The organism is Simkania negevensis Z, assembly GCF_000237205.1.
Lineage (GTDB): Bacteria > Chlamydiota > Chlamydiia > Chlamydiales > Simkaniaceae > Simkania > Simkania negevensis.
In genome coordinates this window covers 1636269-1649393 of sequence record NC_015713.1, presented here as the reverse complement: position 1 = coordinate 1649393, position 13125 = coordinate 1636269, and the positions used below count along the sequence as shown (strand labels likewise).

At 41.7% G+C, this 13125-nt stretch carries 4 protein-coding genes; 3 read left to right on the top strand and 1 reads right to left on the bottom strand.

What is annotated here, in order from left to right; translation table 11 throughout:
- Nucleotides 1-40: 40 nt before the first annotated feature.
- On the bottom strand, nucleotides 41-1258 hold the full coding sequence (locus tag SNE_RS08120; RefSeq protein WP_013943917.1) for an MFS transporter: 1218 nt from the start codon (nucleotides 1256-1258) through the stop codon (nucleotides 41-43).
- A 126-nt stretch (nucleotides 1259-1384) separates the two neighbouring features.
- On the opposite strand from SNE_RS08120, the gene SNE_RS08115 reads away from it, so the two are divergent.
- The 3 genes from SNE_RS08115 (at nucleotide 1385) to SNE_RS08105 (ending at nucleotide 13101) form a co-directional block, all read left to right on the top strand.
- Nucleotides 1385-1672: a hypothetical protein gene (locus SNE_RS08115; RefSeq protein ID WP_013943916.1), complete on the top strand. Its 288-nt coding sequence runs from the start codon at nucleotides 1385-1387 to the stop codon at nucleotides 1670-1672.
- A 175-nt stretch (nucleotides 1673-1847) separates the two neighbouring features.
- Complete coding sequence (locus SNE_RS08110; protein WP_013943915.1) at nucleotides 1848-3314, top strand: hypothetical protein; 1467 nt, start codon at nucleotides 1848-1850, stop codon at nucleotides 3312-3314.
- Entirely contained in the window at nucleotides 3238-13101 is a 9864-nt protein-coding gene (locus SNE_RS08105; RefSeq protein ID WP_158307228.1) for a hypothetical protein, read from the top strand. The genes SNE_RS08110 and SNE_RS08105 overlap by 77 nt, the downstream gene beginning before the upstream one ends.
- Nucleotides 13102-13125 lie beyond the last annotated feature (24 nt).

Sequence of the window (13125 nt, the reverse complement as noted above, 5' to 3'; positions counted from 1 at the left end):
GAATATTGACCGTCGGTCGGTCAATAAAATTGTGAAAAAATCAACGGATAGCTTTGCTTCGCTTAAACCAAGTGATATAATAGAAAGCTGTTGCAATCATGATGAACGACGCGAGAAGGTAGGGTAGGTTGATTTGGAACCGAACAAAGATACCGGAGAGAAAGGGACCAAGCGTTGATGCTAAGGCAAAGCCTGCATTCCAGGATCCAAAGATTTTTCCGTGGCTTTCAGGGGGGACAAAGCGGGCAAAAATTCCAAAAAAACAAGCTGTGACCATGGCCTGGGTGAGATTGGCAATTGCAAGCAAGGGCCAGATGATATAGGGGTGGAAGGTGAAGAGATAACAAAATACGCTCACTCCAGAAAGGACGAGAGGGATCATGATGAGCTTTGTTGCAGGTGTTCGCCTCAGGAAATGGGCTGTCAAAAATCCACCAAACATCCAAAAAAGCGATGAAACGGCATAAGCATATCCTTCCCATTCTTCTGTGAAATGGAATTTTTCGATGAGATAGGGAGCTAAAAATCCTTGATACATCATCCAAGCAAAGATCGTAATCAGTGAGGCGATGAAAGGGACTGTAACCGATTGGATCCGAAAAACTGAAAGAAGGTTACTGGCAACTTTATGGAGCTTTAGTTTTTTGCTTGTGGGTCCTGTCCGTGTTTCTGAGACTTTCCAATAAATGAGAAAAAAGGCGAGAAACATACAAATTGTCAAAAACCAAAAAGGGGTGGCGTAGTTAAAGAAAGGGAGTAGCCGGTGATCCGATAAAAATGCTGCAATAAACGGGCCGAGTGTCCAGGACATGCCTCCGACAGCTGAGAAGAGAGACATGTAATGCTCTTGGCGATCACTAGGAACAGACTCTGAGACTGTTGCTTGAGCAACAGTGAGGTTTCCTGCAAAGAGACCGGAAGTAAAGCGGCTGATGAAAAGGAGGGGTAGATTGAAAGTTAAAATCGAGATTCCAGAAAGGGTGAGCGAGAGGGCTGTTCCAAAAGACGAAAGGAGAAGAATAATACGACGGCCAAAACGGTCTGAAAGGTCTCCTAAAATTGGGGCGGCAAAAAACTGGGCAAGGGGATAGGTAGCAAAGAGAAGACCAACAATCACATTTCGAGTAGAAAGGGACGTGCTTTCAGGGAGCATGGAAGAGGAATTGACAATGAGAGGGGAGAGGACGACATAGACAAAGACGAGCCCCATGAGATCAAGAAAATAGATAAAATAAAGAGATAAAATTTTAACCTTCATAATTTACTAATTATACTAAATTATAATAATGCGAAATATTATTTTAAGCTTACTTAATAAGTCAGATTTCGCTATATTGGAATCCGACGGGGCAGTCAGCCCTGATCGAAAGTAGTAGGAGGTTTGATGGTACATCCAGTTTCAACAAATAAGCCGACATCATGTGAGGCCCATCTTTTTGGAGAGGTTTTAAAGTCTTTTATGAAACTTTTTGAGGTGGCTAGCAGGCACGCGATGACACCTGGAGATGTCAAGAAAATGGCACAAGTCTCAGCTCGTTTGAGAAAAGCCACATATGAGGTGATTCAGAAGACGGGAAATGCCTCATTAAGGGAACTTTTTGCAGAGGCTCGCAGCTCGTTCAGCCAATCTTATGGAGTTGCGCTTGCCCGTTTGCCAATCAGGCATTACTAATTATTTGAGTTAAGGATTTTTTTGTTTCAGTTTAAAAGGAGGATTCTTCCTCCTTTTTTATTTCATAAATATTAAATAATTTATTATTTCTTTTTATTTAAAATTCGATTATTATTGCAATTTATTGAGTAGTTAATGATAATTCGCCACGAGATTAAGTAGAATACCCATTTTTATGGCGATAGGCGATTTCTTAAACTATTTAGCTTCGTTTACCCCTCTTTCTGCGGGGAGAAAAAGTCTACCTTATACGGGCTCAAGGGAGGCTGTTTCTCTTTTTCCTTCAAAAAATGTTACAGTTTTGAGACCTGACAAGATGAAAGAAATGGACCAAAGCATTGCGCTTTCCAATTTTTTTGCAATTCTTGGAGGAATTAAGGGGGCGATTCATTTTGTTACTTCAGGAATAGAAGCTGAAGGAAAACGTGCTTACAACTATTTTTCAAAGCATTTTTATACTTACCGGTTGAAAAAGGCTGTGGAAGTCGGGTTGCAAGCACTTCGTGGTGATAGGCCGGCAAGACAACAAGTGGAGAGAGAACCTTCACAAGATGTCGGTCGACTCCTTGCAGAGATGCGATCGCAGTCTTCAGTTTCTGATGTTTCAACGTTTTTATCGAGTAAAGATGAGCTCAAAGCTCTCTCCTTGTTAAGAAGATCCTCGTCAGCACCCCCAATTGATGCCGAAGTTTTCGATGCTGTTTTTCATGGCATGGGGACGTATCAAGCAGAGTCTTTACCTAAAGTCATTGCTTTTATTAAGAGCTTTTTGCCTGAAACTCTTATGCGAAGCACATTTCTAATGGCACTAGATGATGCTGTTAGAAGGGATGCCGAATTTCGTTTGCAAGTGAGTGGAGCTAAGGAGACCCCTTTTTCTGAGCAAAAGAAGATGCTTAAAAGCTTAGCTCAGCAGATGTCTCAAGAAATCAGAGGGCTTGAAACGGGGCGTTCCTACCTTACACTTGGAGGGGTTCGGAATGGAAAAGCTTTAGAATGTCCTCTTGTCGATACGCTTTTTTCAGAGTTTTTGCCCAAAGATCTTCACCAACTTTTAATTGGAAGAAATTCAGATGAGGTGATTCAGAGCCTTTCATTAAAGCTCAAAAATGCGATTTGGGGTGCGAAAGAAGAAGCTCCTGGGGTTCGGAAAAAAATTGAAGAGGGAATCCGAAACTATCTCCATAAAGTAGGAAGAATGACAGAAGCGGTTTTGCCCGAAGCTCTTTTGTCTGGCATCAAGAGTAGTTTGAAGCAAGACCTAGAAGAAATTCTCTTAGGTCCTCCTGCTCCAGATGGTGGTGAGAGATTGGGAGAGCAGATTTGGGTAAAACTCAAAGAAAAAGGGATTGAAAAAGTGATTCAAGAATCTCTCTTGGATGCACTTCGAAGCAGTCGTCATGTCATCGATGCTCAAATGGAATCCATAAATGAACTCCTTGCAGCGAATCTTCCTCCTGCAGCCAAGCCGATTTTAGGATCATTGGGACTCCCGAAAGGCGAGGAAGAAGCTGTTTGGTTTGAGTTTGAAAAGCAATCCAATGGCAAGATGAAGTTGCGCCTTTTTGCGCAGGGAGCACCAGCACAAGCCCATCCAAACGGTAAAGTTGAAGGGAAAGCAAGGAATTGTCTTACCTCTTGAATATTCTGATCTCGACCTCGAGAATTTTGATGAAGCATTTTTCTATACTCTTCTTTCGTATCGAGCTTTACCTGAGTGGGACAAGTCTCATAGTTTTACCGTTCAGCACATTCATGAGGGGCTGCTTGCGACATTAAAAAAAGATCCTGATTCTCCAACAGAAAAGACGCTCATCTCATCAGATCAGCTGCGAGGAGAAGGAACTTGGAAGTATCTCCTGCATTATCTCCAACACCACTTAGAGACTCCACAAAATGAGTTTGAGAAAAAATATGCCTATGAGATGCGATTACAAGCTTTCATCCGTATGTGGGGACATGTGGTAGATGATCCAAATTATTTCCAGGAGCATTCTCAGGAAGCAGAACGTTTTCGTGTGGCCATTTCAGAGCTTTCAAATTTGGGGATCGAGCTTTACCGCAAGGAAATGCTATCTGTAAATGAACTCAAAGCACTCTATGCAACCATTTGGGAAGCAGAACAAACTCTTAACATTGAAAAACCTATATCTAAAACTGCTTCGTCTGTGACTATTCCTCCTGATCTGCAAGAGATGCTTAAAACCTTGACGTTGGCCATTGGAGTGGCTCCTGCTCATCTGTCACTTATCAAAGAAGCTCTCATGGTTGTTTATGGAGCTGATATCGAAGAAGTGGTTGATCTCTCTTTTAGAGATATTCTCCCGACATTGACCGATGATGAAATGAATGCGATGCGATCTAAGCGTGCAAATGACAATCTCTATACTTGGGCTGGGGTCCAAAAAACAATCACACAGCTGAAGAATTTTCGATTTTCACTCTTCCACTTTGTCCGCTTGTTTTTTGGAGTTTCGAAAATTATGTCTGATATTTTCGAGGTGAGTTTAGCTTCGCGCATTATTGAATTTTTGATCTTAGCCTATTTTCCCTCGATTGTGGGTTACACTTCGATGAGCATTGGAACTCTTTCAAAACTGATTGCATGTTTTGGCCCAAGCTTTCTGAAACCTGTTCTCCCAGAACCTGTCTATCAAAGCCTTCGCGCATTTTATCGCCTAGTTAGAGAAGCGATCGTATATGTCAAAAGACGTCTCATCTTTGTGGTGGTTCGTATTCTTGTTCGCCTTTTACTTGGCGGTGAAAAGGCAACTCAGCTTTCGATCCAAGCGAGAAACTGGAGCCAGAAGGTGAGTCGATCAGGAGAAATTTCATATGAAATTCCCTATGGAAAAAACGAAATAGGACATCTCCGGCTCAAGCCACAGAAAGAGGCTGAGACAGGGACTTCAGAGCGAGAGACTGATCCACTTAGGCCAGGGCTTGGAAGGAAAATTTCTGCTTATGGTTCGACAAGTGAATTGCCTCGTCCGTATCGCATGCTCGTGACAAAAGAAAACCTAAAAGAAGAGCTTTCTAAATGGATGTTAGAAGCGACAGTTCTCGGGGAAGATCAAGGACTCGGAAGATCTCCTGACGATAGAAATTACCAACGGCTTCTCTATATCAATCGACAATTTCGCAATCTGAAGCTTCCTGATGAAACGGACATGTGGAATGAAGTGGATCCAATTGAGACGATGTCTTTGCTTCAGCAAGTGATTCATTCAATGTCAGACGTTATCATCTCTGATCTCTCACCAGAAGAATATTCCGAAGTGGTCACAACGTTGTATACTGCCTATGCACTTATGGACCATTTAGCACGGCGATCGGATGAAGCACAATTGCCGCCGGAACTTCAAGCAAATGGGTGTGATTTAGGGGTTTGGTTGCAAAGTCCCGCGATTCGTGTGATTCGACATGAGACTTATTCCCAACTCACTCATACAGCCCGCTATTTTGGATTTAACATTGAGAAAGTGTACACAGAAAAAGAAATAGATTGCCGTCGAAAAGATTGCCTTTTTAATTATGATGGCCGTGGAGAAAGGTTTTATACACCTGCTTTTATGTCTAATGATGGGCAGACCTCTTATCTTGGTTTTAACCGCTCTAAAGAAGGGCTCTATTACCAAAAACTTCTCAGAGATCCTCAAGTTCAAAGACGGCTTCGAGGGTGTGGCGTGAAGCCAAATGTCGAAAGTTGGGAGCAGTTTAAGACTCTTTTTTCTAATCCAAAAGGAAGTGAAGGTTACCCACTTCCCGAAGCTTTTTCCATGCTCCGAGAAATGGATTACTTAGCTCGTAATTGCGTAGGAACTTCAGAGTTTTGTCCCAGGTCAGAGCCTACTAATAAACAAGATAGTTCATGGTGGCTTTTTGACAATGTAAGAACTTGTTTTCATAAGTGCACAGGTGGAATTCTAAGACAACAATCCTTTTCACGCAGCATGCCAACAATTGATTTTAAGTCTAGGCATCGCGTGGGCATTGTGGATCGCATTCAGAAAAGAGGTGTTGAGCACTCTTTGAGTGGGGAGGGGAATCGAAATTTTGATTTCGATTATCAAGGGTTACTGCAACGTCTGAAAGATCGTTCTGTGAATCAGGTCATGGCACAAGATCCCTTAAAATTTCAGGATCTTTCCCTTCAAGAAATAAGATTACTTGAGCTGATCAATAGCGATAAAGAAGATCAGGTGATGCAAGTTTTAGGATTCTTTAATCGCTCTATGGGACGGTTAAGAGAACCACGTTTCAGATTTTTATTCGATCTTTTAATCAACCGGTTAGGTGCTCTTCAATGTCAAATGAAGCAAAGGTCTAACTTGCCAGAGATGATGGGGCAGTTTTTTAAAGAGGCTCTTGAGCATTTTGAGAAGCAAGGAGACGTGGAAAGCTGCCTGTATTTAACGAAGATTGGACAAGAACTGCGTCTTGCGATGGGGATTGTTCCAGTAGATACTTTCCCAGATTTTTGCGCTTTCATTCGGTACAGATTGATTCCCCATTTGAGAACCCTTTCGGCAGAAAAACGGATATGGAAGCATCGCGAAAAAGAAATCGATTTAATCGTTCTGAGCTATCAGCATCTTATTCTCACTTACGGATCGATAGATCCAAATAAGGCTTTTGAAGAAGAGAGAAATCAAGCCATTGAGGATATTGCGCGTCTTGTCTACACCTCATTACCTCTCAGTGGCTTTAGGTCTAGAGAAAAACCTGATATCATGGTCAAGTCCGATGAGGTGCTTTACCTTTGGGAGCCTTACATTAAAGAGGCAATCAAAACAAACCCTACTCTTCGCAAAAATGTGATTGAAAGTATTTTGCGCGATGTAGGAATGAGCACGATGGTAGAAGAAGAAGATATTTGGGAAGGAACCTATCCCATTTATTCAAATGGAAGAATCACACTTGATCTCACACAAAAAACACAGGCGGCCCATGCAATTTCTCTTGAAATTGCAAAGCAAAGAGCCGAAGAAGTGGTTCCAGATTTAGGGATGGGAATACAGCTATCTAAAAGGAGTTTTAGTTTCCCTAGTAAAAAAGTCATCATCGAATTTCCTAAGGGGTCATATCAGGGAAAGGCTCCTTGCGTAATCTATCGACAGTTTGCTGGAATTGATTATGAATTTCTTCCACGTGAGCGTCAAGAGTTGCTCCAATCAGACAAGCCTTTCGATCTCCCTCTTGAAGAAGAACTTTGGTTAGAACGGCCCCGTTTTGGAAGAGGTCGTCATCTACTTTGCATGAAAAAAAATGAAAAGCTATGGAGACGTCCTGTTAAGGAATCTAAAGATGCAAACGGAAATCCTCTTTTTGAAGTGCGTTGGAATCGAAAACTCATCGATGGTGTTTTAGTCCGAGAAGTGAATCTTGCGCAGGATGCACATGGTCTTGCATTACTCAGTTGGTTCGAAGATGAAAAAGAAATCAAAGCATATGCTCATGCAACTCATCCTGATCAGCTCGCGTTTATCGAATTTCCCAATAAAGGACTTAGATTCGAAGTCAGAGAGCACGCGGGTCAAATGCGAGCGATGGCATTAGGAGATGCGACCGGATACTTCATCTCGAAGAAGCAAAGAGATGAACATTTACTGAAATATGGTCAGTACCTTCTCCTAGAGAATACAAGAGGGAAAAAAAAGGTCTACATAACCGCAAAACCTCTGAAATCACTTATGTCGGAATTCATTCTTGGCAATATTGGAAAGATTCAGACTTCTCCTCTGATAGAGCAATATATCAATAGTTTTACTCCAGACATCATGGAAAACCAAAAAGAGCTTCTCTCTTTTGATTTAGATGAAAATGGAAACTTAATGACCTCGGATCCGATGGGGTTTGCGTATCTTGCTTTATTCAATTTCATCAAAGGAGATAGAGAAGCGAGCTTGCGTTACTTTTCTGAACTTGAAAATTATGGAAGAAAACATCCTTTCCCAAAGGAAATCTACGGAATTTTTGAATTGATGTACCTTCCACTCCTTTGTTCAACGGACCGTTTTTCTCGAGAAATGGCACTCCGCTTGGGAGCAATCCAGGTTGAAAACCGTCTCATCCAACATAGTGAAGAAACCGGCAAAGTGACTCTGCCAAAAAGTTCATCCGAAGTGACCCGACTCCTTCAATGGATTTTGCTGCAGGTTAAGTACTCTGAATACGTGGCAGCAGTCAAAGCCGGTCTTCCACCGACGCTCAATGAATACCAAGAGCTTTTTCTTCTTTCTGGAATGGGGCAAACAAACCGCAAGTTTTATCTCAAGTATGTAGGAAAGACACTGCCACAGCCACTTGAGACTCTAAGTCAGAAAATTGGGGTTGAAAATCTAGCAAACTCCTTTTTGTTCACACCAGAAGTCGCAGAGCGTTATCACGAACTCCGTTTGCAGCTAGATAAAGAGTCTAAAACGAGTTCAATGAGCCGAGGATTAGTTCTGCAAGCGATTCAATCAGTTTTTGATACAGTAGGGCCTGATCAAAAGCTTGAAGGTAAAGGTAAAGGTGCTTTAGGTGAGGTGATTCATCTTGTTGAGCAAGCGAAAAGCAGTGCTTTTTTGAGAGACATGATCAGTCCAGTTGAAATAAATAGTTTTTACTCTAATATGGAAGTTTTTCCAGATTTAAACTCTCTTCCTACAGCTGTTTGGGAGTTGGATCGAGCAACATTAAACCGCTATTTTCCCCTCTACTATCGTTTAGCAAAGAATGAGCGTGGACGGGGAATGAATAGAGACTTGTTTAACCAAAAACGACACGAACTTCTCCGCGCACTGGAATTCATGCATGGAAATGATTCGACGGAAGCGTCGTTAAAGCGGGAAATTCTGCAAGTGGTGAGCACAGGTTCAACTTACTATCATTTCCCGTCAGCTAGTCGACTTGAAACAATTGTGGCAGCAAGACAGCGGCAAGGATCAATCGCAACAGAAATAGAGAGAAAGGCTTTTGAAAACTTCATTCAGTATGAGCTCATTTCTGTTTGCTGCAAAGCCCGTTATTCGAAACGTGTTTTAAGCTCAGGAGCTGTTTCAAAGGTGATCAAAGCGGCTCCAAAAACTCTTGATACAATTTTCCATTACACTCCTGGATTTTTACTTCCCTATCCGCTCCGTCTTGCACGTTTTGGAAAAGAACTCATTTCCCTCGCACGTGAAGTTGGTCAAGGAGAGGGGCAAATTTTACATCGAGGCCTTCGTGTGGGGGCTCAATTTGGAGATGTTGTAGTTGGGAGTCTCTTTCCCGAATATGAGTGGCTCGCTTGGGGATTTAGCTTCCTTCCTTGGGTTGGTAGAGGAGTGACTGTTCATCGAGGAGTTCAGCATGAAAACCAAAGAGAAATAACTTTGAGTGAAACTGTCACTTCTCGAGGACGTAGCGAATTAAAAAAAGAATGGTTAGAAAGAGGCATTGTCAACGACATCAAGAGAATGGATGCTCAAATCAACCGGGCGTTTGATCAACTCTTTGATGAATATTTCAATGCTGAAATGAAGCCTTTGCCAATAGATTGGAATCCCGTAGATGTTTTTAAAACGACCTCAGATGATGAAACTTTAAAAGCAGCATTTGATGAAGTGAATAACGGGTTAAAAGACTTTTATCATCGGGATGCTGAGCGGCGGCTTCAAGTGGAACTCAAAGTAGGGAGAAATCCCCAAAACTTTATTGCGACCGTTCGTGAATTTACTCAAGGCTTTGCTGCCCATCTTCAGAGAGAAGAGGATGAAATCGTTAAAATTATTGATGGAGGAAAGTCGCTTGTAGATCAGGAAGAAGGTGCTCATGTTGTCAAAAAGCTCCAAAGACAAAAACTTGGGGAAGAACATCTTAGTTTTGATCATATTTACGAGCTTTTCACAAACTGCGATGATGAGGCGTTCATTAGGAGAACAGAGTTAAGACCTGATAAATGGCCTGAGCTCAAGAAACGACTTTACCTCTATCTGACAGTTCGAAGAAGATTTAATTTGCTCTTCAACCTCGTCCATCAACTTAAAGATGGAAACACTCAAAACCTTGAAACATTAGCAATGGAATTCAAAAGGCGCCCAGCCTATGACTTAGGTCAAGAAGTTCCCGAACTTGTCTTACGTGCTAAACTCGCTTATGAAGTAGCTCTAGAATTCATGCTTTACGAGACAGCGAAGCAAAGCCAGCAACTTGACCGGTTATTACTCGAACATTGGACTCCCAATAAGATGCTCGTTTTAGAACAGATCATGGGAACTGGAAAGACCTTTTTATTACCCATTTCCGATCGCGTTTTTGCAGATGGAGAGAGCTTAGTTTTCAATATTGTGATCGATCCTGTGGCTCCTTCTAACTTTTCACTTTTTACTGAAAATACGAAAAGGGCTTATGGACAGATTGGGAGTATTTTGCGGTTCAATCGCTCTATGACTTGGACAAGTCGTCAACTTTGGGGATTACACCAAGTGCTTCAAAGAGCAGTGCATTTCGGTGAACACATGAATGCACGCCAAAAAGATATGCAAGCTCTCGAACTCCGCTATTTAGAAGAGATGCTAGATGTCGATGGGAAGTTTGAATTTACCTATGGGACTGCTGAATGGAAAAAACGGCTCACGCTCTATCGAGAGATCTTCCGACTTCTTGATAAGTTAGGAGTCGAAAACTCTGATGAAAAACATAAGCTTGACGATCCCACAAGTAACATCTTAAATTACCCTCTCGGTAGTGCTTTGACTCTTCAGTCTGAAGAAGTTAAAATGATGAACGAAGTGATGCTACTTCTTGTAGCCACCCCAGACTTTAAAGATTTCATCACCTTTAAATCAAAGCGACCTGAAAAATTGCCACCTGAAGTCTTCCGAGAAAAGATTAAATCAACTTTGGCACACCGGATTGCACATTTAGAAATGTTAGAAATTCGAGAAGAGCATCGGAGTGAATTTGTGAGATATTTGAAAGGCGAAGCAACGTCAATCCCTGATTTTGTCTTAAAAAGCCCACACAAAAGGGCCATTGGGCAAGCAAAAGGGTGTGTCACGGTTCTTTTAGAATATACCCTCCAGTGTTTGACTAACGTCGACTTTACCGTCTCAAAAGAGGGGAATGGTGAGTATTGCAGACCCGCAAATGGAAATGATGATCCCCTTGAGGACTCAACAGATTTACGTCCCGACGTCAGTTACATCAAAACACTCATGCGCTTATTCCAAAGACGTCTTAATGCGGAACAACTTGAAAAGCTTATTAAGTTTTTACATGAGCAAGCCAAAGCAGAATCAAAAAAGCTTGGGATACATGAGCAAGAGACCCGTGCGGGCCGCTTCTTTGCTCTACATTGCTCAGGCTATCAAATTGATACATGGCAAAAAGAAGATCTTTCTAAAATTATGGAAAAGCTCAATCGAAGTGATAGCGCCATGACTCTTTATGCAGAGCAATTCATTGCTCCAACCATCAAATTTTACAAGCGATTCATGTCTTCTAACTTTGCGAACTTTCACTCAATGTTTGGGAAAAAGCGGTATTCTAGAACAGGAACTCCCAAAAACTGGCGCTGTTATCATTACTTGACAAAACTTTTATCTCATGCAGGAACAGAAGGGGAAAGTATCCATATCATGGAGAAGAAAATAGGTCCAACTTCCGTTCATGTTCTTGAAGAAAGTGATCCGAAACCAGCCCTTCGTGAGTTAATTTACCGCTTTTTCCACACAAATCCGAAAGCTCTTGCTTTAATAGATCTCGACCCTCTTTGTAACAACATGAGTGCTGAAGAAGTGAATGAAGAATTTCAAAGGTATATTGAAGAACACCGCCCAGAGCTTCAAGGAGTTGTTTTTTACGATAGACATAAAAACCTTGTCATCGCTGAAAAAGGAAGTAGCCACACCATTCCACTAAGTGAAAGTACTATTCTTCCGAGCAAGAGAATTTCTCTGTTTACTCATACGCAAACAACGGGATCCGATATTAAACAAGCCGAGGATGCCGAGGCATTTTTGACAGTTGGGGAAAACATTACCCTTACTGATTTAGCTCAAGCTTATGATCGTATGCGAGAAGCCAGACGAGGAAAGCAACGGGTTTCCATTGTGATGACTAAAAGAGCTCAGCATAAGATTTGCAAAATGCTTGAAAAGAGCTCAGACACGACTTTGACAATCCGAGATATTATTTTGCTTGCGATTAAAAATGAAACGAAGAAACTTGATCCCCAATATCGACTTGCTGCTAGCCAGCTTTTAAGTGATATTGTCAGTCGAGCAGTCCGTGTGAAAGGAGATTCTGCAAAAACAATCGAAGAGACAATCGCCATTCATCGGGAAAGCAAAGATTTGTTCATCATTGAAACCGAAATCGATCCATTTGAAACGTATGGCCATGTTGACTTGATGTTAGAGCCACAAGTTGCCTTAAAAAATCTCTGCCAAGGTCTAGTTGGTGTTATTTCGGACTGTATGTATTTTTCCGAGGAAGAAAAGCAGGCTCTTCAAAATGAGTTAAAGTCTGTGCCACTCAATTATTCTACAGGAAAGGTGCATGTTTATAAGAAAGGGAAAAACATTCTCGATCATGATCGCTTTTTGGGACAACACGCTCATCAATCACAGAATCAAGCACAGGAAAGTGAAAATAGCCAGCATACAGAAGTCGACACCGATAACCATGTCAATGTGAGTCAAAAAGCAGCTCCAGCTTCAAAAGTGAATTACCGTAAAGAGGATACCCATGCTCCTTACAAGTGGCCAGTAGATTTAGACCCTTTTAACACTGAGAGCTACTTTCAAGTAAATAAACCAAATGCTTGGACTCTCTCCGGTGCTGTTCCAATCTATACTTTTCAAGACTTTGTGAAGTTGAGAAAAGAGGTTGCTTTTATGGCTGATTCACTTGAATCAATAGTGTATGTTACCGAGAATTTTGCTCAGCAAAGAGATAATCGGATGTTGGGTAGACGGGCTTCTCCTGTCAAACCCTTTAGTGAAAGTCAAACGCCCCTATATAAAGCACTTGTCATTCAAGATAGTAGATCTGGAACGTTAGAGCAGAAAGTATTACTCTTGCACAAAGATGAGGTCAAATTTTGGAGGGATAAACTGGAAAAATTGCATCGATTGGGAAAATCTCATCCCGCTATTAAGTTAGCCCTTTACGACTTCGGAACCCGATCGATTGAAGGAGATAAAATTGAGCAAAATACGAAATTTCAAAGAGCTATTATACAGATCAACTTTACGATGCGTGGAGAGCTCTCGTACTCAAGTGAAGACCAAAAATCTCTTCAATCCTGGATTGAAGCTGCAGGCTCAATCCAGATGAGAAAAGCTTTTGAAGAGATCATTCATAAAGAGCGCCCAGTGGGGTGTTATCAAGGAAGTGACGTTGAAACGGCCTTTTTCAAAGCAGCGAGAGTTCCTCTCGACATGCGTATCCGCGTTTAACTCACCTGAGGTTAAATAGGGCGT